Source organism: Arthrobacter sp. UYCu512 (assembly GCF_040547075.1).
GTDB lineage: Bacteria > Actinomycetota > Actinomycetes > Actinomycetales > Micrococcaceae > Arthrobacter.
Genome location: NZ_JBEPPA010000006.1, coordinates 151,192 through 175,222, shown reverse-complemented (window position 1 = coordinate 175,222; position 24,031 = coordinate 151,192). Strand labels below are relative to the sequence as shown.

At 66.4% G+C, this 24,031-nt stretch carries 22 protein-coding genes, 1 tRNA gene and 2 riboswitches; of the genes, 15 read left to right on the top strand and 8 right to left on the bottom strand.

Features of this window, described 5'->3' with window-relative positions; translation table 11 throughout:
• Positions 1-9: 9 nt before the first annotated feature.
• On the bottom strand, positions 10-243 hold the full coding sequence (locus tag ABIB49_RS08310; RefSeq protein ID WP_354156933.1) for a hypothetical protein: 234 nt from the start codon (positions 241-243) through the stop codon (positions 10-12).
• Between the two features lie 178 nt (positions 244-421).
• Between ABIB49_RS08310 and ABIB49_RS08305 the strand changes: the two genes are divergently transcribed.
• Genes ABIB49_RS08305 through ABIB49_RS08295 form a run of 3 tightly spaced genes read left to right on the top strand, consistent with a single transcriptional unit; the run spans position 422 to position 2,823 of the window.
• Positions 422-805, top strand: coding sequence for a cold-shock protein (locus tag ABIB49_RS08305; RefSeq protein ID WP_024366560.1), 384 nt, complete (start codon positions 422-424; stop codon positions 803-805).
• A 9-nt stretch (positions 806-814) separates the two neighbouring features.
• Complete coding sequence (locus ABIB49_RS08300; protein WP_354156932.1) at positions 815-1,429, top strand: DUF3027 domain-containing protein; 615 nt, start codon at positions 815-817, stop codon at positions 1,427-1,429.
• Between the two features lie 44 nt (positions 1,430-1,473).
• Positions 1,474-2,823 carry an MFS transporter gene (locus ABIB49_RS08295; RefSeq protein ID WP_354156947.1) on the top strand — a complete coding sequence of 450 codons (1,350 nt, stop codon included), beginning with the start codon at positions 1,474-1,476 and terminating at the stop codon, positions 2,821-2,823.
• A 27-nt stretch (positions 2,824-2,850) separates the two neighbouring features.
• Here ABIB49_RS08295 and serC read toward each other — a convergent pair whose 3' ends face one another.
• Complete coding sequence (gene serC, locus ABIB49_RS08290) at positions 2,851-3,978, bottom strand: phosphoserine transaminase (protein WP_226776384.1); 1,128 nt, start codon at positions 3,976-3,978, stop codon at positions 2,851-2,853.
• A 265-nt stretch (positions 3,979-4,243) separates the two neighbouring features.
• Here serC and ABIB49_RS08285 point away from each other — a divergent pair, with 265 nt between their 5' ends.
• From ABIB49_RS08285 to ABIB49_RS08245, 9 genes are all read left to right on the top strand, one after another.
• The gene (locus ABIB49_RS08285) at positions 4,244-4,942 is read left to right on the top strand and encodes an iron-dependent transcriptional repressor DtxR (RefSeq protein ID WP_354156931.1); all 699 of its coding nucleotides are present in this window, start codon (positions 4,244-4,246) and stop codon (positions 4,940-4,942) included.
• A gap of 139 nt (positions 4,943-5,081) precedes the next feature.
• A riboswitch (cyclic di-AMP (ydaO/yuaA leader) is annotated at positions 5,082-5,295 on the top strand.
• Positions 5,296-5,299: 4 nt separating this feature from the next.
• Positions 5,300-6,121: a M23 family metallopeptidase gene (locus ABIB49_RS08280; protein WP_226776386.1), complete on the top strand. Its 822-nt coding sequence runs from the start codon at positions 5,300-5,302 to the stop codon at positions 6,119-6,121.
• Positions 6,122-6,268: 147 nt separating this feature from the next.
• A riboswitch (cyclic di-AMP (ydaO/yuaA leader) is annotated at positions 6,269-6,427 on the top strand.
• A gap of 257 nt (positions 6,428-6,684) precedes the next feature.
• Complete coding sequence (locus ABIB49_RS08275; protein WP_226776387.1) at positions 6,685-7,461, top strand: NlpC/P60 family protein; 777 nt, start codon at positions 6,685-6,687, stop codon at positions 7,459-7,461.
• Positions 7,462-7,681: 220 nt separating this feature from the next.
• Positions 7,682-8,182 carry an HNH endonuclease gene (locus ABIB49_RS08270; protein WP_226776388.1) on the top strand — a complete coding sequence of 167 codons (501 nt, stop codon included), beginning with the start codon at positions 7,682-7,684 and terminating at the stop codon, positions 8,180-8,182.
• 71 nt (positions 8,183-8,253) lie between these two features.
• The gene (gene mobA, locus ABIB49_RS08265; protein ID WP_226776389.1) at positions 8,254-8,913 is read left to right on the top strand and encodes a molybdenum cofactor guanylyltransferase; all 660 of its coding nucleotides are present in this window, start codon (positions 8,254-8,256) and stop codon (positions 8,911-8,913) included.
• A gap of 21 nt (positions 8,914-8,934) precedes the next feature.
• Entirely contained in the window at positions 8,935-9,222 is a 288-nt protein-coding gene (locus tag ABIB49_RS08260) for a DUF6457 domain-containing protein (RefSeq protein ID WP_354156930.1), read from the top strand.
• Positions 9,219-10,724, top strand: a complete 1,506-nt coding sequence (locus ABIB49_RS08255) for a molybdopterin molybdotransferase MoeA (RefSeq protein WP_253031187.1) — start codon at positions 9,219-9,221, stop codon at positions 10,722-10,724. Before ABIB49_RS08260 ends, ABIB49_RS08255 begins: the two co-directional genes overlap by 4 nt.
• Before the next feature lie 76 nt (positions 10,725-10,800).
• Positions 10,801-11,691 (top strand): formate dehydrogenase accessory sulfurtransferase FdhD, encoded by an 891-nt coding sequence (gene fdhD, locus ABIB49_RS08250; protein WP_354156929.1) that lies wholly within the window; start codon positions 10,801-10,803, stop codon positions 11,689-11,691.
• 103 nt (positions 11,692-11,794) lie between these two features.
• On the top strand, positions 11,795-14,818 hold the full coding sequence (locus tag ABIB49_RS08245; RefSeq protein WP_354156928.1) for an alpha-mannosidase: 3,024 nt from the start codon (positions 11,795-11,797) through the stop codon (positions 14,816-14,818).
• A 343-nt stretch (positions 14,819-15,161) separates the two neighbouring features.
• Here the strand turns inward: ABIB49_RS08245 and ABIB49_RS08240 are convergent, their stop codons facing one another.
• A complete protein-coding gene (locus ABIB49_RS08240) occupies positions 15,162-15,911 on the bottom strand; it encodes a hypothetical protein (RefSeq protein ID WP_354156927.1) in 750 nt (249 codons plus the stop codon).
• Entirely contained in the window at positions 15,893-16,639 is a 747-nt protein-coding gene (locus tag ABIB49_RS08235) for a hypothetical protein (protein ID WP_354156926.1), read from the bottom strand. Before ABIB49_RS08235 ends, ABIB49_RS08240 begins: the two co-directional genes overlap by 19 nt.
• 242 nt (positions 16,640-16,881) lie before the next feature.
• Here ABIB49_RS08235 and ABIB49_RS08230 point away from each other — a divergent pair, with 242 nt between their 5' ends.
• Both ABIB49_RS08230 and ABIB49_RS08225 read left to right on the top strand, forming a co-directional pair.
• Positions 16,882-18,552, top strand: a complete 1,671-nt coding sequence (locus tag ABIB49_RS08230; RefSeq protein WP_354156925.1) for an ABC-F family ATP-binding cassette domain-containing protein — start codon at positions 16,882-16,884, stop codon at positions 18,550-18,552.
• A complete protein-coding gene (locus ABIB49_RS08225) occupies positions 18,549-20,462 on the top strand; it encodes an ABC transporter ATP-binding protein (RefSeq protein ID WP_226776396.1) in 1,914 nt (637 codons plus the stop codon). Before ABIB49_RS08230 ends, ABIB49_RS08225 begins: the two co-directional genes overlap by 4 nt.
• On the opposite strand, the gene ABIB49_RS08220 is transcribed toward ABIB49_RS08225, so the two are convergent.
• The 3 genes from ABIB49_RS08220 to ABIB49_RS08210 form a co-directional block, all read right to left on the bottom strand.
• Positions 20,459-20,863 (bottom strand): NUDIX hydrolase, encoded by a 405-nt coding sequence (locus tag ABIB49_RS08220; protein WP_226776397.1) that lies wholly within the window; start codon positions 20,861-20,863, stop codon positions 20,459-20,461. The genes ABIB49_RS08225 and ABIB49_RS08220 overlap by 4 nt on opposite strands.
• On the bottom strand, positions 20,863-21,345 hold the full coding sequence (locus tag ABIB49_RS08215) for a DUF6314 family protein (protein WP_354156924.1): 483 nt from the start codon (positions 21,343-21,345) through the stop codon (positions 20,863-20,865). Before ABIB49_RS08215 ends, ABIB49_RS08220 begins: the two co-directional genes overlap by 1 nt.
• Before the next feature lies 1 nt (position 21,346).
• Positions 21,347-21,419, bottom strand: a tRNA-Arg gene (locus tag ABIB49_RS08210).
• A gap of 85 nt (positions 21,420-21,504) precedes the next feature.
• Here ABIB49_RS08210 and ABIB49_RS08205 point away from each other — a divergent pair.
• Positions 21,505-22,278, top strand: a complete 774-nt coding sequence (locus ABIB49_RS08205; protein ID WP_354156923.1) for a DUF998 domain-containing protein — start codon at positions 21,505-21,507, stop codon at positions 22,276-22,278.
• 167 nt (positions 22,279-22,445) lie between these two features.
• On the opposite strand, the gene ABIB49_RS08200 is transcribed toward ABIB49_RS08205, so the two are convergent.
• Positions 22,446-23,966 (bottom strand): chitinase, encoded by a 1,521-nt coding sequence (locus ABIB49_RS08200; protein WP_354156922.1) that lies wholly within the window; start codon positions 23,964-23,966, stop codon positions 22,446-22,448.
• Positions 23,967-24,031 lie beyond the last annotated feature (65 nt).

Below are 24,031 nucleotides of genomic sequence, written 5' to 3'. Positions count from 1 at the left end.
AGTGCAACGTTACCTTCCGTCCGGTTCCCGGGACCGTCGCCGGGCTGCCACGGACTCGATCACAAGCAGGAGCATCAGCAGGAAAGAAGCCGGAAGTCCGTAAAGGGCAGTGGCGGTGACCCACACCGGCGGCACTGCACTGCTGAGGGCCATCACCATCACGACGCCGACGGCCGTGAGTGAGAGCACGGCGGCACCCGCAGCAAAGACCAGCAGCGGCCGCCGAAAACGCAGTTCAGTCATGGGGCTAACGCTAACAGCCCTGCTTGTCCCGCGCCCCAACCAAGCAAAGTGGACTGGGCAGGATAACCTTGGGGGAACAGACCAGCACGGTCCGGGCAGCCACACCCTAAACCCGCATATCAATGCGGACGCGGTGGCCGCCGGCCGTGTCACCAGCGGAACGAAGAAGGTTGATTACGTGCCTACCGGCAAGGTCAAGTGGTATGACAAGGAAAAAGGCTTCGGATTCCTCGCGGGCGAGGACGGCCAGGAAGTCTTCCTGCCGAAGTCGGCGCTGCCCGAGGGCGTAACCGAGCTCAAGGCCGGCACCCGGGTTGAATTCGGGGTAGCTGACGGCCGTAAGGGCGCCCAGGCCCTGGGCCTGCGCGTGCTGGACAAAACGCCGTCCATCGCCAAGGCCAAGCGGCCCAGCGCAAAAGATCTTGCTCCGCTGGTGCAGGACCTTGTCAGTGTTCTGGACAACTTGTCCGGAACACTGTCCGCGGGCAAGTACCCGGAAGGCAACAAGGGCAAGGCGATCGCCGTCGCCCTGCGTAAGGTTGCCGACGAGCTGGACGCGTAGGCCGCGGCGATGACTCCGGATAGTACTAGGACCCCGCCGGCAGCCGCCGGGAACAAAAAAGCCGGAAGCAAAGAAGGCACCAAGCCGCGGGCCGGGGTTCCCGTGTGGCGCACCGGCAAGCCTGATGCTTTCCTGGCCGCCGCTGTCGACGCTGCCCGCGCTGCCGTTGAGGGCATCGCCCCCGCTGAACAGGTCGGCCGGCACCTGGCGGCCAAAAGCGAAGGCGACCGCCTGGTCACACACCTCTTCGAATCGAAGCTTGCCGGCTACGGCGGCTGGCAGTGGTACGCCGTGCTCACCAGGAACTCCAGGTCCAAGGTTGTCACGGTGGACGAACTGGGCCTGCTGCCTTCCGAGGACTCAATCCTGCCGCCCGAGTGGATCCCGTGGGCCGAGCGCGTCCGCCCGGGCGATGAGCAGGCCGCGGATGAAGCTGGCTCCCCGGCGCGGGCGGCAACCCGCGAGGACACCCGCAGCTCTGACGCGGCCGTGGTCCCCGGCGGTTTTGAAGACGCCTCGGTGGCCGGCGCCGGCGATTCTGACGGCAGCGACCCTGACGGCGATGACTCCGACGATGCCGCAGGTAACGGCCCGGACGAGCATCCTGAGGCAGAGGCGCACTAGCGGTTGGAACAATCGGGGATGCTGCACAGTGAGGGCTGGTCATGATGTCCACCTTCAAGTCCCTGCACCTCCTGAACTACCGGATCTGGTTCGTCGGGGCGATCGTCTCCAATATTGGGACCTGGATGCAGCGCACAGCCCAGGACTGGCTCGTTTTTGACCACCTGACCGAGCACGACGCCAGCGCCATGGGCATCACGATGGCCCTGCAGCTGGGACCCCAGCTTTTCCTCGCTCCCGTCGCCGGGCTGATGGCGGACCGTTACCACCGCAAACAGCTGCTCATCCTGACCCAGTCCGCGATGGCACTGCTAAGTGCAGGGCTGGGCATCCTGGTGATTTCCGGTGCGGCGCAGCTATGGCACGTCTATGGGTTCGCCCTGCTGCTGGGAGTCGTGTCCGCCCTCGACGCCCCGGTGCGGCAGACCTTCGTCTCGGAACTGGTCCACGATGAGTACCTGCCCAACGCGGTGGCCCTCAACAGCGCTTCCTTTAATGTGGCCCGGATGATCGGACCGGCGGTGGCGGGTGTCCTCACGGTTGCTGTCGGCCCGGGCTGGGTCTTTATGATCAACACCCTGACCTTTGTGGCGCTGCTGCTGAGCCTGTGGAAGATTCCCGCCACGACGCTGCGCCTGCTGCCCCGCGCGGCTGCCGGCAAGGGGCGGATCCGCGAAGGGCTGCGCTATGTGCGGTTTCGGCCGGACATAGTGGTGGTGCTCGTTGCGGTCTTTATTGTGGGCACGCTGGGACTGAACTTCGTGTTGTTCATCGCGGCTATGGTCGGAACGGAATTCGGCCTGGATGCCAGCGCCTTCGGTCTGATGAACTCCATCATGGCCATTGGCTCGGTCGCTGGCGCGCTGCTGTCAGCCGGCCGGAAGAAGCCCCGGCTGCGGTTCATTTTCGGCGCGGCCGGTGCCTTTGGTGTGACCTCCGGCGTCGCCGCGCTGGCCCCCAGCTACTTCTGGTTCGGGGTGGCACTGGTACCGGTCGGGCTCTTCGCCATCACGATGATGACAAGCGCCAATGGCTATGTGCAGACCACGACTGACCCGGTGATGCGCGGCCGGGTGATGGCGCTCTATATGGCCATCTTTATGGGCGGCACGCCGATCGGCGCGCCGTTCGTGGGCTGGGTGGCGAACATTGCCGGTCCGCGCTGGGCCCTGAGTATCGCGGCGGCGTCCGGACTGGTCGCTGCCCTGATCGGGCTGTTGTGGATCGTCCGGGCCAAAAGGCTGCGGCTCCGGTTCGACCGCCGGGCCCGGGGGCTGAACCACTTCCGTGTCGTCTCCGCCGGCACGCGGAGGGAAGCTGGACCCGACGGCAGCGGGCCGCCGGCAGGCGGCGCCGCCCGGGGCCAAAACCCGGGCGGCGCCGTCGAACACTGACGCTGCGGCGCCGCTGCGTTCGGGGTGCTACTTTTTCAGTTCGCCCACCACATAGTCGATGCATTCCAGCAGAGCCGAGACATCGTCCGGCTCGATGGCCACGAAAGTGGCGATGCGCAGTTGGTTACGGCCCAGTTTCCGGTACGGTTCGGTGTCCACAATGCCGTTGGCGCGCAGCGCACCGGCGATCGCGGCTGCATCGACCGAGTCGTCGAAGTCGATCGTCGCAATGACGTTGGAGCGGTCCTCTGGCCTTGCCACAAACGGGGTGGCGAACGCCGAGGCCTCGGCCCAGCGGTAGATCCGTCCCGCTGAGTCCGCGGTCCGTGCCGAGGCGAAGTCCAGCCCGCCGTTCGCATTGAGCCACTGCACCTGGGCGTCGAGGGTAACGAGGGTTGCCAGCGCCGGCGTGTTGTAGGTCTGGTTCAGCCTGGAGTTCTCAACCGCGGTTTGGAGGTCCAGGAAGTCCGGGATCCAGCGGCCGCCGGCCTTGATCCGGGCCGCACGCTCCAGCGCGGCCGGGGAGAACAAACCAAGCCAAAGCCCGCCGTCGGAAGCAAAGTTCTTCTGCGGAGCGAAGTAGTACACATCCGCTTCCGCGACGTCGACGTCCAGTCCGCCGGCAGCTGACGTTGCGTCCACCAGGACGAGCGAACCCTCATCGGCGCCTTCGACGCGCCGCACCGGAGCCGCGACGCCGGTGGACGTCTCATTCTGCGGCCACGCGTAAACGTCGACGCCGGCTTCGGCCCGGGCTTGCGGACGGGTGCCCGGCTCCGACTTGATGATGGCGGAATCGGCCAGGAACGGTGCCTTGTTGGTTGCGGCAGCGAACTTGGAGCCAAACTCGCCAAAGGACAAGTGCTGTGCCTTGTTCTCCACCAGGCCGAAGCTGGCAATATCCCAGAACGCGGTTGATCCGCCGACGCCCAGGATGACCTCATAGCCCTCAGGTGCGCGGAAGAACGCGCTGAGCCCGTTCCGGACCGACCCGACCAGGTTCTTGACCGGCGCCTGGCGGTGCGACGTGCCCAGCAGCTTTGTCGCCGCGGCGAGTGCTGCCATCTGTTCCGGGCGGACCTTGGACGGCCCGGCGCCGAACCGGCCGTCCTTTGGAAGGAGGTTTGCGGGAATCGTGATGCTGGTGTCGCTCACAGTGGCTCCAATTTTCGGCTGGTACTACGGGTGGCTCGGGTGACGGCCCGGCAGGGTGGCTGCGGCGGAGCCTGTTGTTTCATTCTGCCTGACTGTCCCGCGGGGGAGGCAAAAGGGACCGTCACAGTCCGGTCATTGAGATTATCCGGAGTAACTCAAATTAGGCTAAGCTGGCCTGCGAACGTACGGCGGAGCCCGCCAGGTTGCCGGCAGCGCACGGTACGGTGGAAATCACGCAAGGACGGCGCTCGAGGAGCTGAGCTGAATGACGGATCTGATCGATACAACCGAGATGTATCTTCGGACCATTCTGGAACTTGAAGAAGAGAACATCGTCGCCCTTCGCGCCCGCATCGCCGAACGGCTGCGCCACTCCGGTCCCACTGTTTCCCAGACCGTCGGCCGGATGGAACGCGACGGGCTTGTGGTTGTCTCCGGAGACCGCCACCTTGAACTGACCGGGGTTGGCCGGAAGCGCGCCATCGAAGTCATGCGCAAGCACCGGCTTGCCGAGCGGCTGCTGGCCGACGTCATCGGACTCGACTGGGCCTACGTCCATGAGGAGGCCTGCCGCTGGGAACATGTGATGAGCGAACGGGTGGAGCGGCGGATCTTCGAACTTCTCAACCATCCCACCGTCTCGCCCTATGGCAATCCGATCCCGGGTCTGGCGGAACTGGGCGGCCTGCCCGCCGACCCCAACCCTGACGGCGTCGTGAATCTGCTCGAAGCCATGGCCGGCTATGGTCCTGATTCCAGTGTCAGGGTCGACCGGCTGGCCGAGCCCATCCAAGTGGAGCCGGAACTGCTGGTCCAGCTCGATGAAGGCGGCATCCGCCCCGGCGCCCTGGTATCCCTGGAGCGCGTGGGGGAGTACATTTCGGTGCGCGTTCCTGACATCGAAGGTGCCCTTGAACTACCGCCTGAGGTCGCGGCCCACGTCTTTGTAACCATCGGTTCCTGAGGTTGCCGCGACAGCCCGGGGCCATCCGAGAGTTGTCCACAAGCTGATAACGGATTTATCTCTGGACGGCTTAATCGCCTATAGTTGGAGACTAGTACCGATACCAAAGCGTTATCTGATCCGAAGCCGAGCCCTGCCAGCGGAACAGTCGCAGAATCATCTCCTGGCAGGGGCGGGGGAACCACTTTTGGCTGTTTAGCGGCCTTGGGGTGAAGACCGTCAGCGGCAAGTACCCACAAACACGGAATCCATCGGATGCCCCTGTGCGTGATTGCTTGCCACGGCGGACCGGGTCGTTGATCTCTCTGACCCGAATCCGACAGCTAACTCCGCAGGCTCTCCAGAGAGGAACCGTTGTTGACCACCCAGACCGCCAAGGGCCGCCGTCGTGCGAGCGGCCCTGCCTCGGAGCCGCGTCCCGCCGCTGCCATCACGGCAGAGCGTCCGCGCGACGCGCACCGTGACGCGCGCAGGGATCGCCGCAGCCCCTTCCGCCAAGTAACGGATTTTGCCGCCGCAAGCGGTGTAGGGCAAAAGGCGGGTATTGCACTGGCCGCTGCGGGCTTGGCCCTCACCGTCACAGTTCCCGCGACTGGCCCTGTTCTGGCCACTGACGCCGGCTCCGGCGCGGCAGCCAGCCCGGCAGTCGTGCAGCCGGATGTGACAGCAGCAGAGGCCAAGATCGACTTCAGCCGCACTGCCGTAACCACCAAGGGCGATCCGGACGGAAAGCTCAAGCAGTTACTCAGTGCACAGTCCGCCGGCTCGATCACCCGGGCGGCCTCCGCAGGCAGCCTTGGGGCGCCGCTGGACCAGATGGTCACGGCGTCGCCGTTTGGCTACCGCGTCAGCCCCATCACCGGAGGCTCGGGCGAGTTCCACCGCGGGCAGGACTACTCGGCGCAGTGCGGCACCGTCGTCCACGCTGCCGCGAGCGGCACCGTGACATTCACCGGCTGGCACCCCTACGGCGGTGGTAACCGCGTGGTGATCGACCACGGCAACGGCCTGGAGACCACCTACAACCACCTGTCCTCCGCCAGCGTGAAGGTGGGCCAGCAGGTCTCCCGCGGGGATGTTGTGGCTCTTAGCGGTACCACCGGCGCCTCCACCGGCTGCCACCTCCACTTCGAGGTTATGGTCAACGGCGAAGTCGTCGACCCGACCGGATGGCTCTGAAAAGTTGAGGGAACACTCTCGCATTCTGGGGACACGCCGTGATCCGAATGTGACATTAGGGTCCAACTGCTGTAAAGTTTGAGCTACGCCAACTTTTTCGAAGTTGGCGCTCTTGAGTGGATTGCCTAGCTCTGCCACCGCTCAAGGTCCGTTCGCATGACATCGTCTGGCAGGGGCGGGGGAACCAATTTTGGTCTTCGCAAGAAGGCCTTGGGGTTAAGTCGCAAAGCTTCCCAGGAAGCAGCGCGGCCGGGTGACTCCCATCCGAATCCGACAGCTCACCTCGCAGGCATTGGGAGAGGCTACTTTCGTGCATACACGCCAAAATTCCGCGCTTCACCGCGCTTGCGCTGCTCTTTCGAGCCCGCTGGAATCCAATGATCGCGCCGGCCTTGCCGGTGCCCGGACCGCAGGCCACACGGTTGCCGCTTTTGGCGCGTCTTCGCAGTACACCCTTCGCTAAGTAACCCATTTTCGGGGCGATCCGGCGTACCCCCAAGATGCCGGAGCGTCCTCAGCCCGCGCCTAAAAGCGCGGACCAGGAACACGAAAGAGAGAACTTAATGACTACTCGTGCAAACGCACGGCATCGCGCCGAGGTCACCAAGACCAACTCGCTGGCCGTCATTGCCAAGGCTGTCGGCGGCAACGCCGGCGGCATGGGTCGCCAGGCCGCAGTCATCGCTGCTGCTTCCGGCCTCGTCCTGACCAGCGGTATCGCAGCCAACGCTGCTGAGGCCAACGTTCAGCGCGAATCCGCCTCCGCTTCCACACTCGACGTCCAGTCGAGCACCCCGGCTGCCATCTCGGCTGCTTCCACTATCGCGATCTCCTTCGAGAAGCCGGCCGTCACCACCACCCCGGCTCCGGTTGTTGAGGCCCCGAAGCCCGTTGTGAAGGTCCAGGAAACGCCTGCTGCCAAAGCGGCCGGTACCCAGGTCGCTGCTGCCGCAACTGCCGCCACCGGCACCGCGGTAGCAGCCGTTTCCAAGGCGCCGGCCGTCGCCAGCGGCATGGGCGCAACGATCGCCGCTGCCGCTTATGCCCAGCTCGGTGTCAGCCAGGACTGCACCGCACTGGCCACGAACGCGCTCGCTGCCGCAGGCATCAACTACCACGGCTGGCCGGCAGGTTACCTGTCCCTCGGCCGCACGGTGAGCGCCGCCGAGGCACAGCCGGGCGATCTTGCCTACTACCAGAACGGTGGCGCCGGCATGGCCCACATCGCCGTTTACGTCGGCAACGGCATGGCCGTTCACGGCGGCTGGAACGGTGGAACCACCTCCCTGCAGACGGTCAACGTCGGCTCCGGCCCGGTCTTCATCCGCGTCGGCGGCTAAGACAGCAGCTTTAGCAACACAAAGGACCCCCGCCAAACGGCGGGGGTCCTTTGTGTTGCCGATCCGTGAACTTCGGCCGACACGGGCAGGGGAGAGCAAAAAAGATTCGGCGAATTGCCATGTCCGTGTTTACTCTTGTTTTGTCGATCCATAGCCCGACCATGCACAGGGCAGCCGGCCCTCGTGCCCCTGGCGGGTGCGGCCGTGAAGAGGTATGCGGATGCGCACTCTCGTTCTTAATGCTGGATATGAGCCGCTGGCGGTGGTGACCTTCCGCCGGGCGCTTGTCCTTGTGCTGACCGGGAAGGCCAGTGTTGTGGCGGAAGGCGGCGAACCTGTGGTTGGGCCGCAGGATGTGCTGGGCCGGCCGTCAGTGATACTGCTTAACCGGTATATCAGGCCCCGGTACAACACCACTACGGCGGTGAGCCGCCGCGGTGTGCTCCGCCGGGACGGACACCGGTGCGCCTACTGCGGCAAAGCCGCGCACACCATCGACCATGTCCAGCCCAAATCAAGGGGCGGCGCGGATTCCTGGGAGAACCTGGTTGCTGCCTGCCTGCGGTGCAACAACGCCAAAGGGGACCACACCCCGGCGGAGATGGGTTGGAAGCTCGGGTTCAGCCCGGCACCACCGAGGGGCACCATCTGGCAAATCAAAGAGCTGGAGAAACCAACACCGGCCTGGGACCCTTTCCTGCTGCCGGAATCCGCTGCCTGAATCCGGCCGGCGTTGGCTCGGACCCGGTCGTGGGCTTCGGTGGCGGGCCTGGAGGGCGCTAGGCTGGGCCGGTGGAATTCGATGCTGTTATTCTCGCCGGGGGCCGGTCCTCCCGGCTCGGAGGTGTCCCCAAGTCCGGACTGATCCACGACGGCGCCACCCTCCTGGAGGGTGCCCTGCGTTCTGCGCGGGGCGCGGTGGCTGTAGCCGTCGTGGGGCCCGACCCGGGACCGCTGCCCCGAGGTGTGGTGCGCTGCCGCGAGGACCCGCCCTTTGCCGGACCGGCCGCCGCCGTCGCCGAAGGCCTGGCTGCGCTGGAACGCAGCCGCGGCGCCCGGCCCCGGGCCCCGTACACCCTTGTCCTGGCCGTTGACATGCCCGGGGCAGGTGCCGCCGTCCAGGCGCTGCTGGACGCGGCGGCGGAAGCACCGCCTGGTGATGGCCTGATGGCCGTCTCAGCGGAGGGTCGGCGGCAGCCACTTGTCGGTCTATATGGCACAACTGTGCTTTTACGTTGCGCCGCGGAGGCTTCGCAGCGCGGCGCGCTCGAAAACGCGTCCGTGTTCGCCCTTCTTGCTAGGCTGGAGGTGCGGGAAGTCAACGTCCCCCAGGGGTCTACCGATGATGTGGACACATGGGGCGATGCCGCCGCGTTAGGGGTAAGCGAACCGGCCGGTGCCATACCCGCGACAGCCGACAACCCGGCATCCGGCCCGGGGCTCCCCGGCTGAACTCAAACTTGGAGGCAAACGGTGAAAAGCCAGGATGAAACTCTGGAAGAGTGGTGCCGCGCCCTGCTCCAGGCCCTGGAACTGGACGGCGTCGAAATTGACATCAACGAGGTCCTGTCCCTGGCAGGGGTCGCGGCGCACTCAGTGGTGCGCCCCGCGGCCCCCCTAACGACCTTCATCGCCGGCTTTGCCGCGGGCCTGGCCTCCGGTTCCGGCCAGGCCACGGATGCCGTCTCGATGCAGGCTGCGATGGCCGTGGCCAGCAAACTCGCCAAGGACTACGCAGCCAACGAAGCATCCGACGCATGACCACTGCACCCCTTCGGGGCAGTGCAGTTGGAGCGGGGGAAGTGCCCGAGCCCGGGCTCAGCGGCCCCCTGGCCGGGGTGGACGCCGGTGAGGCCGGTGAGGCCGCGGACCGTCCAGCAGTCAGGACCGATGCGGCGGAAGCCGGGCCGCATCGGCACTTGGCCCACACCTGGCAGGAAGCCCGGGAGCTCGCCTTCACCTGTGCAACCCCCGTCCCCGCCGCTCCCGTGGCCCTCCGTGCCGCTCTGGGGCGGACCCTGGCCGCCGACGTGGAAGCGCTCGTGGACATGCCGCATTACGCGTCCTCAGCCATGGATGGCTGGTCCGTCAATGGAAGCGGACCGTGGATCCTTGCCGAACCAGGCCAGCGGCTGGCTCCGCACCAAGCAAGCCCGATAGTCACCGGCGGGCTGATCCCGGCCGGGGCGAAGGCTGTGCTGCGCAGCGAAAGCGGCACCATTGCCGCCGACGAGGAGGGGCTTCCGGTCCTAAAGCTCGGAGGAGCTGCGAAGCCCGGCGAGCCGAGAAACGGCGAGCACATCCGGAAAGCAGGGGAGGAAGCCGCCGCCGGCGCGGTGCTGATTAAGGGCGGTACCCTGCTCAACCCTGCCCACCTGGCCCTTGCCGCCCTGGCCGGCCACGACAGCCTCCCGGTGCAGGGCAAAGCCGTGGTCCGGCTGGTATTTACCGGATCCGAAGTGCTGGCGGCCGGGATTCCGGAGCCGGGGAAAGTGCGCGACACCTTCGGTCCCCAGCTGGCAGGCGTGGTGGAAATGCTCGGGGGGATCTGTACCGGCGAAACGAAGATTGGCGACAGCTACACCGAATGGCTCAGCGCACTCGAAGACACCGACCCTGCGGAGGACAGCCCGGGGGCTGCTGCCGGGCTGCACCACTGGTCCTCAGGCGCTGAGCTGCTGCCCGCCGATGTCGTCATCACCACGGGCGGCACCGGCATGTCAGCGACCGACCACCTGCGCCGTTCGGTGGCCGAGCTGGGCGGCCGCCTGCTGATCGACGGAATCGCCATGCGACCCGGACATCCGGCCGTGCTGGCCGAGCTGCCGGATGGCAGGTTCATTATCGGGCTGCCGGGCAACCCGCTGGCGGCCATGATGGCACTATCAACCATCGGCGCTCCGCTCCTGGCAGCGCTGGGGCACCGGCCGGTTCCGCCAGTCACAGCAGTGCCCTGCGGCGCCACCCTGGAAGCGGACCCCGGCCGGACCCGGCTGATGCCGTTCCGGCTGCTCTACGGCATGGCATCACCGGCGCAGCACACCGGCCCGGGAATGATGCGCGGACTGGCCGCCGCCGACGGCGTGCTGGTGGTCCCGCCGCACGGCGCACAGCTGGGGGAGGCCGTCCCTGCCTTCGCGCTGCCTTGGGGTGCACCCCTGCCGGACCCCGCCGCGGCGAAGGACAAGCCTGCGCCCAGACGGCCTGCCAGGAAGCCAATGGGCACCGGCGGACCCGTGGACTGGAGTGAACTGCTGGGTTGACGCCCGGTGTTGAAGACGCGCTGGCCTCCCGGCCCGGCGCTTGCCATGATGGAACTATGTTGGTTAGGAAGACCTGATGGGCCGCGTTACGCAACGCCGCAAGGTGCACAAATATGTCCTGGACGGATCCCCCCAGGCCCTCGAATTTCCGGTCCGTCACCGTGAAGACGTGCTCGCCGTCGAGGAGCCGCTGGAGATCCGGATCGACAGCCTGTCCTTTTCCGTCACCATGCGGACGCCGGGCAACGACTTTGACCTCGTGGCGGGTTTCCTCGTCTCCGAAGGGGTCATCTGGAACCATGAGCAGCTGGTTTCGCTGCGGTTTTGTGCCGGGGAGGATGAAGACGGCGTCCAGACCTTCAACGTTGTGGAGGCCCAGCTGAGACCCGACGTCGTCCGCCCGGACACCGGACGGAACGTCTACACCTCCAGTTCCTGCGGAATTTGCGGCACGGACTCCATTGAGGCCGTGCACAAGTCCTCACATTTCAGCCCCGCCGAGGACCCCTTGGTGGTTCCCGTCGCTACTCTTGCGGGACTTCCGGATCAGTTGCGGGAAGCCCAAGCCGTCTTCGACGTCACCGGCGGGGTGCACGCCGCCGGACTGTTCTGGACCGCCGAGGACGGCTCGGCCGAGCTCCTGTGCCTGCGTGAGGACGTGGGACGCCACAACGCCGTGGACAAGGTGGTCGGCTGGGCCCTCCGGGAGGGACTGCTGCCGCTGCAGGGGACCGTGCTGCAGGTTTCCGGGCGGGCATCGTTCGAACTGGTGCAAAAAGCCGCCCTCGCCGGCATCCCCGTGCTCGCAGCGGTCAGCGCGCCGTCGAGCCTGGCCGTCGAACTGGCCGAGAACAGCGGCATAACGCTTGTCGGATTCAGCCGCCGCACCTCGCTCAACGTCTACTCGGGCGCCCACCGGGTGGGTATGCCCGCCCGCGAGGACGGACACGCGCACGCGGGAGGCTAATCTGCGCTGGCGGCCGCTTGGTTTGAGGCTCACGGCGGCGTAGGTTTTATCCATCGAATGGACGCATTTTTGCGTCCTCCATGCCAGCGCAAAGAGGAACACATTGCACGACGACCGCCGCCTCACGGAAGTCCGTCTGGACCGATTTGTCCGGGAACGGATAGCACCGGCGGTCCATCCGCGCAGCGTGCCGCTCAACCTCAGCAGCTGGGACGTCCCGGACGAACCCGTCCCGGCCCTGGAGGCGCTCCGGCAGCGGTTCACGCCGCAGGAGCCCGGAGCGGCCTGGGGCAAGCCCTGGAGCACCAAGTGGCTGCGGCTGCAGGGGGACGTTCCCGATGCCTGGGGCACGGCAAATGACACCTCGGTGGAAGTACTTGTGGATCTGGGCTTCAACGGCGATCTTCCCGGCTTCCAGTGTGAGGGAATCGCCTGGCGGCCGGACGGAACCATCGTCAAGGCCATCTCCCCGCGGAACCAGTACATTCCGCTGAAGCTTTTGGGCAGTGGCATGGCCATCGACTTCTATGTCGAAGCGGCCGCGAACCCTGATCTCTCGCAGGGGTGGACGTTCGCGGCGACCCCTTACGGGGACAAGGCGACCTCGGGCAGCGAACCGCAGTACCGGCTCGGCAGGATCGTCATCGCAGAACTCAACCAGACCGTCTGGGAGCTGCAGCAGGACATCTGGACCCTCAGGGGCCTGATGCACGAACTGCCGATGGAACTGCCCCGCCGGCACGAAATCCTGCGTGCGTTCGAACGGATGCTGGACGTGATGGATCCCGACGACGTGCCGGGCACAGCGGCGGCCGGGCGCGCGGCCGTGGCCGACGTCCTTGCCCGGCCTGCCTATGCCTCGGCCCACCGGCTTCTGGCGACCGGACACGCGCACATCGACTCCGCCTGGCTCTGGCCGGTCCGGGAAACCATCCGCAAATGCGCCCGCACCTTCGCCAACGTGGTGGCACTTATGGACGAGGATCCAGGGTTTGTGTTCTCCTGCTCGTCGGCCCAGCAACTCGCCTGGATCAAAGAGCTGTATCCGGAACTGTTTGGGCGGATCCGGGAAAAGGTGGCCGCGGGCCAGTTCGTTCCCGTCGGCGGCATGTGGGTGGAGTCGGACACCAACATGCCCGGCGGCGAGTCGATGGCCCGCCAGTTCCTGGAAGGCAAGAGCTTCTTCCTGGCCGAGTTCGGGGTCGACTGCCAGGAAGCCTGGCTGCCGGATACCTTCGGCTATTCAGCTGCCATGCCGCAGATCGTCAAAGCCGCGGGCAGCAAGTGGTTCCTGACCCAGAAAATCTCCTGGAACCAGGTCAACCGCATGCCGCACCACACCTTCAACTGGGAAGGGATCGACGGCACCCGGCTCTTTACGCATTTCCCGCCGGTGGACAGCTACAACTCCGAACTCAGCGGCAGGGAACTTGCCCACGCCGAGCGGAACTACCGGGACCACGGCCACGGAACCACTTCGCTGGTTCCCTTCGGCTACGGCGACGGCGGCGGCGGGCCGACCCGCGAGATGCTGGCAGCTGCCCGACGCACCGCGGACCTTGAAGGATCACCGAAGGTGGAACTCGGGTCGGCTGCCGGCTTCTTCGCCCGCGCCCAGGCCGAGTACGAGGCGCTCCCCGTCTGGGTCGGCGAGATGTACCTGGAACTGCACCGCGGCACGTACACCAGCCAGGCCAAAACGAAACTGGGCAACCGGCGCAGCGAACATCTCCTGCGGGAAGCTGAACTCTGGTGCGCCACGGCAGCAATCCGCGCGGGGAATACCTATCCGGCGGCAGAACTCAAGCGGCTCTGGCGGCTGGTGCTCCTGCAGCAGTTCCATGACATCCTCCCCGGCAGCTCCATCGCCTGGGTGCACCAGGACGCCGAACGGAACTACGCCGCCGTCGGCCGGCAACTCGAATCGATCATCGCCGACGCGGCCGCGGCCGTGCTGGGAGCGGGGGACACTGACTTCCTGCTCAACGCCGCCCCGCACGGGCGGCACGGTGTCCCCGCGCTGGCTGCGGCAGAACCAGTCTTCGCCGGAGAGCCTGTCCTGGCCGGCGAAACCGCCGGCGGCTACATCCTGGATAACGGAATCATCCGCGCCGTCATCAACGCCGACGGCCTGCTCGAATCGCTGGTCGACCATACCAGCGGGCGGGAGGCGATTGTTCCCGGGCAGTTCGGAAACCTCCTTGAGCTGCACCGGGACACCCCCAACGAATGGGATGCCTGGGACATTGACGCGTTCTACCGCCGGAACGTCCTGCCGCTGACGGAAGCGTTGTCGGTGACACTGGAGAGGGGGGCACGGGACGCCGTCGTTGTGGTTGAGCGGCTGGCCGGTTCCTCCTCCGTCACGCAACGGATCTCGCTGGCGGCGGGCGCCGGTTCGTTGGCAATTTCGACGGCGGTTGACTGGCAGGAAAGCGAAAAGCTGCTCAAGCTCGGGTTCGCGCTTGATGTCCGCGCGGACCGGTCGGCGTCGGAAACCCAGTTCGGGCACGTCTTCCGCGCGACCCACCTCAACACATCCTGGGAAGCCGCGAAATTCGAGGTCTGCGCCCACCGCTGGATTCACGTCGGGGAGCCGGGCTACGGGGTGGCCATATCCAACTCGTCGACGTACGGCCATGACGTGACCCGCAGCATCCGGGAGTCCGACGGCGGGACGACCACCACAGTGCGGCTCTCGCTGCTGCGCGCGCCCAGGTTTCCGGACCCGACGGCGGACAGGGGCCGGCACGAACTCAACGTCACCATCCGACCCGGCGCCGCCATTGCCGACGCCGTCGAAGAGGGCTACCGCACGAATCTGGCACCGCGGATTCTTCGGGGCGCGCACGGCGTGGAACCGCTTATAACTGTCTCTAACCGGGCCCTGGTTGTGGAAGCCCTGAAGCTTGCGGAGGATGGTTCCGGCGACGTGGTTGTGCGGGTCTATGAATCGCTGGGGGAGCGGTCCGCGGGACTCGTGACGGCCAGGTTCCCTGCCCGCGGCGTCCAGAGCGTTGACTTGCTGGAGCGTCAGGTGGTTGCCCCGGGTGTGAGCCTGGGGGCAAACACGGCGGACCTGGAGCTGCGGCCCTTCCAGCTCGTGACGTTGAGGTTTGCCCGCTGAGCTCGGCCTGAGATTGGCTGTCCACCCGGATATGGGGCGTTAAGCAGGCTGAGTGGGAGCGGTCCACTCGGACCGCTACCACTCATCCCCCCAATGGTGCGCTGGCGGCCACATCCACTCCGCACGGATTCTTGCCGTTCACGAAGTTGGGCCACTTTCACACATTCATGATTCTTTCACGATCTAATGATTTTGTGAATGCCTGGCGGGAGTTCTTAGGTAATGTTGCCTAAGCGTTACCAGATTTGGTCTGAAGCTCCTCGGATTACCAGGAACCGCATGGCGATCGTAAACAGCAGGTGGCGGCATCGGAGCCGGCGCCTGTTGCCCGGCCCGCCGGCCCTCATCCAGTCAAGCGGGGATGCACTGTCCTGGATTTCAGGGCCGCAATCTTCGAGAGCCAGATCAAGGCGAGCCCCAGTACGAGGCTCAAGATAGCGGTATAGCTGAAGATGAACCGCAGGTACGCCAGCGACTCTGGAATCACCGGCGAGAGCAGGCTCAGGGTAATAGCTACGGAACCAAGGGCCAGCAACGCAGCGCCGAGCCGCACGAGACCGGGCATGCTGCTGCGGACCGCCCGGACCATGGCAGGGAAGAGCGCCAGCGTGATGTACGCCGGGTAGAGCCGTCCGGCGGCTCCGTAGATTTCCACAAGTGCCGCGTTGTAGGCGTCCTTGTCGTAGACCGCGATCAATCCGGCCGACGAACCAACCGTATCCATCATCAGGAACACCACAACCACCGCCACCGACGCGGCTGCAGCAAACGCGATTCCGGGCAGGCCGGTCAGCAACCGGAGGGCGTCGTCCGCGCCGAATCCCCGGGAGATCCTGAGTCCAAGTGCGAAGACGGTGCCGAAGATGATAAAGCGCAGCAGCAGGTTGGCAACGTTTATGCCACCCAAAACCATATCCACTGCAAGATACGGTGCATCGATGCTCAGGAGGATGGCGGCCGTCATAAAGGCGTAGACGAAGAACATCGATCTGTTCTCCCCCCGGATCGCACTCGGGATCCGGGCGATTGCGACGAGAGCGCAGACCGCCAGCGTGGTCCACTGCAGCATCGCGATCATCCGAGGTTCTCCCATATCTTTTTCGTTTGTTCGTGTTCCTGTTCCTGGCGGCGCAGGGTCCTGCCAAGGGACTGCAGGCGCTCGCCGGCCAACGCCGTGAGTTCGCCGTCGGAGATGGCATCCAGCGCGCCCTGCCGTGCTTGCGGGGCCCAGCCGGCTTCTGCCTCGGTGATCAAGCCGGTAGCGACGAGACCGCCGGTGAACCCTACCCCGGCCGCGCGGGCAGTCGCGACCGCCAGTTCCGGGGAGAGCCGGTTGGCGGTCAGCTGGGCCGAATAGTTCTGCGGCGCCACTCCGGTAGCGTCGGATACCCGGTGCCGCAATTCGCCGTCGTCGATCGCGTCAACCCAGTTCCGGACCGAGGTGGCGTGCGGTGTCGGGACCAGCGCGGGCGTCAATGAGCTGCCCTCGTCCCCGTACCCGCCGTACGCCGGAGCGGAGCGGGAAATGACGGAGCGCAGCAAGTCCATCGTGGATATCTGGCTGACCAGTTCAGCAGCGGTGGGCGGCCGCGGCCGCCCGGCCAGCTCGCCGTAGCTGTCGAAGGAGCTGAGGTCTTCCAAGGGGCTGCGCTGCAACGCCCGGCTGATGCTGACGAGAGTGGTTTCCGCGACCTTTCCGCGCACCAATTGCTGGGCGAGCGTGGTCCGCTTGATCCCGGCAATCCTGCAGATATCGGCAGTGCTGGCGGTGGGAGCAACGACGTGGAGCCAGAGTTGAAACGCCTTGGCGGGTAGGGGCATCTATGGCTTCCTGCAGAGTCGAATGAAAGGGCGGTTTTTTTGGAGTTCGCTGGTGCGGGACTGCATTGATTTTACCGGAGATGCTGATTCAACTATGCTAAATGCTCGAACCCGCTGGTCCGTACACCCCCCAAGTCCGGACCAGCGGGTTCTTTTTCTGCCCGCCGGCGGGCGAGCGCAAATAACCCGATAACCCCCGCCCGGTGGCTGGCTGGCGTGGGCCGCGGTGAGAGAATGGATCAATGACTGCAACCCTTGTTGCCAAGGACCTTTCCGGTGGACACGACCACCGGACCCTGTTCGCCAAACTTTCACTCACCGTCGCGCCGGGCGACGTCGTCGGCGTTGTGGGCGCCAACGGCGCGGGCAAGTCCACGCTGCTCCGGCTTCTTGCCGGCGTGGACGAGCCGCAGGAGGGAACCGTCAGCCTGGCCCCGGCAGACGCGTTCGTGGGCTGGCTGCCGCAGGAACACGAACGCCTCGCCGGTGAAACGGTGGCCGGCTACATCGCACGCCGCACCGGCTGCGCCCAGGCCACCCTCGAGATGGAGTCCACCGCCGAAGCGCTTGGCTCCGGCGCGCCCGGCTCCGACGACGCCTACTCCGTGGCTTTCGACCGTTGGATGGCCTCCGGTGCAGCGGACCTGGAAGACCGGATCCCGGCGGTTTTGGCGGACCTCGGCCTCGAGGTGGGGCCGGACGCCGAAATGACCGGACTCTCCGGCGGCCAGGCGGCGCGCGTGGCGCTCGCGGGCCTGTTGCTCAGCCGCTTCGACATCGTGCTCCTGGACGAACCCACCAATGACCTGGACCTCAATGGACTGGCCAAGCTCGAGGCCTTTGTGCAGGACCTGCGAGGCGGTGTGGTGCTGGTCTCCCACGACCGTGAGTTCCTCGCCCGCTGCGTCACCACAATCGTCGAACTGGACCTTGCGCAAAACTCCGTAGCGGTCTACGACGGCGGCTACGAGGCCTACCTTGAGGAACGCGCCGTCGCCCGCCGGCACGCCCGGGAACGGTACACCGAATTTGCCAACACCAAGGCCGATCTTGTCTCCCGGGCCCGGACGCAGCGCGAATGGAGCTCCCAGGGCGTCCGGAACGCCATGAAGAAAAACCCGGACAATGACAAGATCCGGCGCGCCGCCAGCACCGAATCCTCCGAAAAGCAGGGCCAGAAGGTCCGGCAGATGGAATCCCGCATCGCCAGGCTCGAAGAAGTCGAAGAGCCCCGCAAGGAATGGCAGCTGCAGTTCAGCATCGGGGTGGCCCCCCGCTCCAGCGGCGTTGTGGCGACCCTCCGCGACGCCGTTGTGCATCAGGGGGACTTCACCCTTGGCCCGGTGAATCTGCAGCTCAACGCCGGGGAACGGATCGGCATCACCGGCCCCAACGGTGCCGGAAAGTCCACCCTGCTCCGCCTGCTGCTGGGCATCCAGCGGCCGGATTCCGGTGACGCTTCCATGGGCGCGTCCGTGGCCGTCGGCGAGATTGACCAGGCCCGCGGGCTGCTGGCCGGCGGGCTGCTGCTCGGAAACGCAGTCGAAGAGGTACTGCCGGACCAGACCCCGGCCGAAGTCCGGACCCTGCTGGCCAAGTTCGGCCTCAAGGCCGACCACACCGCGCGCCCGGTGGACTCGTTGTCGCCGGGGGAGCGAACCCGGGCGGCGCTGGCCCTGCTGCAGGCGCGGGGCGTGAACCTGCTGGTGCTCGACGAGCCCACCAACCACCTTGACCTGCCCGCGATTGAACAGCTCGAAGAAGCCCTGGAAAGCTATCCGGGCACACTGCTGCTGGTCACGCACGACCGCAGGCTGCTGGAAAACGTGCGCCTTGACGCGCGCTGGAACGTGCAGAACGGCGTCGTCACGACGTTGCTGGGCCACACCGCCCCGAAAGGCAAAAACACATGAGCATGGACCGGGTAGCCTGGAGCTCCCTCTATAACATCACACGCGCCTCGAGCGGTTCCAAGCCGTTTTCGAAGGAGACGCTCAAGCGTGTGTTCAGCTTCGCCCGACCGCACAAACGCAGACTGATTGCCTTTGTGCTGCTCTCTGTCGTGATGGCCGTGTTGGCCGTCGCCACCCCGGTCCTCGCAGGCCAGGTGGTTGACGCGATAATCGCCGGCGCGGCTACCGGGGCTGTTGTGTGGCTGGCTGTGCTGATCGCCATCGTGGCGGTTGCCGAGGCCGGATTGGGCCTGGTCACGCGCTGGCTGTCCTCCACCATCGGCGAAGGCGTGATTGTGGACCTTCGCACCAAGGTCTTCGACCACGTCCAGAAGATGCCGATCGCCTTCTTCACACGCACCCGTACCGGGGCGTTGGTGAGCCGGCTGAACAACGACGTGATCGGTGCCCAGTCGGCCTTCGCCGGTACCCTGTCCGGCGTGGTCAGCAACGTCGTAGCCCTGGTCTTGACCCTGGTGGTGATGCTGGGGAAGTCCTGGCTGGTGACAGTGCTCGCCATGATCCTGCTGCCCATCTTCCTGATTCCGGCCCGCCGGATGGGCTCCAAGCTGGCCGACCTGCGCCGAGAAGCGGCGGAGCACAACGCCTCGATGGGCACCCAGATGACGGAGCGCTTCTCCGCCCCGGGCGCTACCCTGGTGAAGCTTTTTGGCCGCCCCGACGAGGAATCCCGCGAGTTCGCGTCCCGCGCGGGACGGGTCCGGGACATCGGCGTACGCACTGCCATGCTGCAGTTTACGTTCGTGACTGCCTTGACGCTCGTCTCTGCCCTGGCCCTAGCACTGGTCTACGGCCTCGGCGGCTTCCTGGCGCTGCAGGGGCAGCTTGCCGCGGGCGACGTCGTGGTGCTCGCCCTGCTGCTCACCCGCCTTTACGCTCCGCTCACCGCACTCTCCAACGCCCGGGTCGAGATCATGAGCGCCCTGGTCAGCTTCGAGCGCGTCTTTGAGATCCTGGACCTCAAACCGCTGATCCAGCAGAAACCCGATGCGGTGTCGTCCCCGGCCGGTCCGCTCGCCGTGGAGTTCGATGACGTCCGCTTCTCTTATCCCGCCGCGGACAAAGTCTCCCTGGCATCTCTGGAGGATGTGTCCACACTCGACACCCGCGGCGGCGAAGAAGTGCTGCACGGGATCAGCTTCCGGGTGGAACCGGGGCACACCGTTGCCCTTGTTGGGTCCTCGGGCGCCGGCAAGTCCACGATTGCGCAGCTAATGTCGCGCCTGTACGACGTCGATTCCGGCGCCGTGCGCTTTGGCGGCTCAGCCCCGGGCACCGGTGTGGACGTCCGTGACCTCACGTTTGATTCCATGCGGCAGACTCTCGGAATGGTGACCCAGGACGGGCACCTGTTTCACGAGAGTATTGCGTCCAACCTGCGGCTGGCCCGCCCGGAAGCCAGCGACGAGCTGATGTGGGACGTGCTGCGGCAGGCCCGGCTCGAAGACATGATCCGTTCCCTCCCGGACGGCCTGGATACCGTGGTGGGCGAACGCGGCTACCGGCTCTCGGGCGGCGAACGCCAGCGGCTCACGATCGCCCGGCTGCTTATTGCCCAGCCGCGCGTCGTAATCCTGGACGAAGCCACCGCGGCCCTGGACTCCACAAACGAGGCCGCGGTCCAGGAGGCGCTGGGTGCCGCGCTCGAGGGCAGAACAGCCGTTGTGATCGCGCACCGGCTGTCGACCATCCGGGCGGCCGACGCCATCCTGGTGGTCGAGGACGGCAGGATTGTGGAACGGGGCACACACACCAAGCTGCTGGCTGCCGATGGCCGTTACGCCGAGCTGTACCGGACGCAGTTCGCCGAGGCCAGCGCCGTGGCGGAAGAGGCCGTTCCCGGCGTCTAGTCCGGCTGGACCAGGAGGGCGGGCAGCACGTGGTCGGTGAGCAGCGGGGCGAGATCGCCCGGTAGCTCTGCCCCGAGGTCCAGCCAGCGGATCTCGGCGATTTCCGCGGATGGCTGGGCGCTCCAGGTCCCCGGAGCCGTATAGACCGTGGCCCGGATCTGCGTCGCGGCCTCGTTCGCGGCGTCCGCGAACCAGATTCCCAGCAAGACCAGTTCCTCGGCGGCCAGGACGATCCCCACCTCTTCGGCCAGTTCCCGGGCCGCGGTCTGGGCTGGCGTCTCCCCGGGTTCGGGTTTGCCGCCGGGATGCATGAACTTGTCCGTGCCCCGTTTGCGGACGGTGAGCAGGCGTCCTGCCTCGTCGAAGACACAGACTGCGGAGACAACAATGAGCGGGTTCATCAGGCGGAGCCCGGAATGCGGCGCAGAACCGAGACGAGCCGTTGGTCCTTGGCTGGCCCGGTGATATCCCATTGGTAAGAGAAATCGTCCGGGCCGCCTTTGCTGTAGCTCACGCGGTACCGGTCCGGGTCGCACCAGTGCTGGTCCCGGCTGGTCTGGGGGCCGAAGCCCATCCGGTGGAACGGACGGCCGTCCGGGAAAAACATGTCCATCGTGTCCGGGGTGCCCGTGCGCCGCAGCAGGTACTCCCGGCTGGCCTTACCGCTGAAGGGCCCGTGGCCGGCGGAGGCCCATACGGCGGTCCCCTCTTCGCGGAACCGGAGGCCGCCGCCGTCTCCGCTGCCCTTGAAGCTGACGACGCCGGTGAATGTACCGCGGGTGCCGTTGGACCTGTCCAGCAGGGATCGCTCTACGGTCCAGCTGCCCAGGAGATAGGCCCGGAGATCAAAGCAGGGCGCCTGGCGCAGGGATGGGGGGTTCAAGTGCCCTCGATTGGAATCGAACCAACGACACCGGCTTTAGGAGAGCCGTGCTCTATCCACTGAGCTACGAGGGCGGGCATCCGTGCCGGCCGGCCGGGGCCGGCCCGTTCGGACACGGATATAAGCATACAAGGTGCGGCGCCGTACTACGCTCTTGGCATGACCGCAGCCGCTAATTCGCCGTCCATGGACATTGTCACAATTCCGAACCTGCCGTCCACCCGGTTCTACGCGGGCGCACTGGCGCTGCTTAGCGTGCTGCAGTACTTTGTGGCAGAGGCCGCCGTCATCGGTGCCTGGACGGGCCCGCAGCCGTACAGCCGCCGGACCGGATACATCAGCGATCTGGGGGCCCTGGACTGCGGGGTCTTCAACGGCAGGGACGTCTGCTCGCCGGCCCACGGGCTGATGAACGCCTCCTTTGTGGTCCAGGGCGTTGGCATGATGGTCGGCGCGCTGCTGCTCACCGGGGCACTGCTGTGCACGGCTGCGCGGCCCGGGGCGCCGATGGGCCCGCGTGCCGGCCTCTGGAGCCCATGGGCGGCCGCAACGGCTGTTCGCGTTTTGATGCTGGCCGGGGGAGCCGGGACCGTAATTGTTGGCCTTGTGCCCGAGGACGCCGGCTCCGCGTGGCATGTGGCGGGCGCTGTGGCGTATTTCGCCGCCGGCGGCCTGGCGTTGCTGGTGCTGGGCTGGCTGTGGCGCGGGCAAACCCCGTTGGCTTGGATCATTCTTGCCTGCGGGCTGGCATCACTGGGAGCGCTCATCGCCGGTGGTGTGACCGGGATGGAGGTGCCGGAGCCCGGGACCCTGGAGCGGCTGATGGGCTATCCGATCACCGTGGGGATGGCCACCGCAGGCCTCGTGGTCGCCCAGCGGATGGGGGAGCAGCGTTCCGCAGCTAAACCGAAGAGGTCAGCGTTGGCTCGCTAAACTCTCCGGTCCCGCCCGGGTCTCCGGTCCCGGGTCCCGGGTCCCGGGTCCCGGGTCTCCGGTCTCCGGGACCCCGGGGCTCAGGCCCCGGCCCGTGCGGCCGGGGTCCGGCGAGAGCCTCGGCCCGATGACCGGTCCCCGGCGCCCTTGTGGGCGCCCGGGGCCGGTCAGGGGGAAACGGACGCTGTCGGGGAGGGCGTCGCGGCAGCGATGAGCTTCAACAGCTCCTCATCGCTGAGTTTGGTCCACGGTGATTCCGGCCCACCCTGGAGGGCGGCCTCGGGGCTGTTCGTCTGGGTCCACCACTTTGCTTCGAAGACCCGGCCCTCGAAGAACACCCGGTCACCCTTCCGGTAGATCTTGGCGGGTTCCCACTGCGGGGCCGTCCCGGCCGGGGCGGTGAGCTGCGGGGTCGGCCGATCGCCAGGCAGGACCGGGCCGATGATGCGCCACGGTGTTGCGGCACCCCGGAGTACCGGATCGTCCGGGGTCTCCGCGCGGGTCCACCACTTGGCCTCGTAAACATTGGCGTGCCAGACGATCCGCTCGCCGGTGGTGTAGGCGGCGGTTTCGTTCCAGATCGGATAGGGGCTGGTGGACGGATTATCGGTGGCGGCTGGGGCTCGGGTGGATTGCGCGGAGGTTGCCGGAACAGCGGAGGGACTGGCCGTACCTGTCACCCCGGAGCCAAGAATCGTGGCGTAACTGGCGGAGCCCTGGTCCACGCCGCTGCAGCCATCGGAGACCTGCTTGACGTCGGGGTAGTTGGGGCTGCAGGTCCGATCGCGGTTCAGGGACCACATTGACAGCCGGCCGACGCCCTTGGTGCTCGCGTAGGCACTGAGTTCCTCGGCGTCCTTGAGCGTGAAGATTTCGCCGGCGACGTCGTTCTGGCCAATCATCGGGGTGAGCCCGATCTTGCGCCACACTGTTTCGCTGCCAAGCTCCATTCCGGCGTCGCGGTACAGGCCGGCGAGCTGACGGTGGGTGGCCTCGGCGGCCGAGACGGCATTGTCAAACATTGAACGGTCCGTGAGCCTGCTTCCGCCATAGTCCATGGTCATGATGTTGACGCCGGCCAGGTCGCCGCCGCCGGCAATCGTCCGGCGTACTGCGTCGCTGCCGGCCGCCGTCAAACCGTTCGGGTCTGCGGGCAAGGTCAGCCAGAAGTCCAGGTCCTTGCCGCTGCTGCGGCGGTCCTTCTGGAGCGCTGCTATGGCCGAGGCGCGCCTGTCCAGGGACGCGGTGTCGCTGAGCGCCCCGCCTTCAATGTCCAGATCGATCCTGCTGACGTTGTAGCGGTCCACAACACTCCGGTACGCGTCTTCGAGTTTGGCCACGTCGGTGCACCCGGTGGCCAGCTCGTTGTTGATCTGGCCGCCGAAGGAGACAGCGACGCTTCCGCCCAGTTGCTGCAGCCGCGCCACCCTGCGGTCCAGGTCCAGGGCAGAGCCTGCCTCATCGAGGGAGTACGCGGCGCCCCAGCTCGGGGTGCAGGCGTCACCGGGGTCCGCCACAATAAAGGACAGCAGGACTTTCTCGGCTTCCTTGGATACCGGAGCCTCAAAGGCGTAGCGGGGAGTCGCGGTGACGTCCACGTATCCGGAGAAAATGGACGGAATCGCCTGGGCCGCCGTCACGTCCTTGAAGTTGCCCCACGCGGTCACTCCTCCGGCGGTGAGTGCCACCACGGCTCCGGTGAGAACGCCGAGCCGAACGATCGATAATTTCCGGCCTGGAAATCTTGCGGACA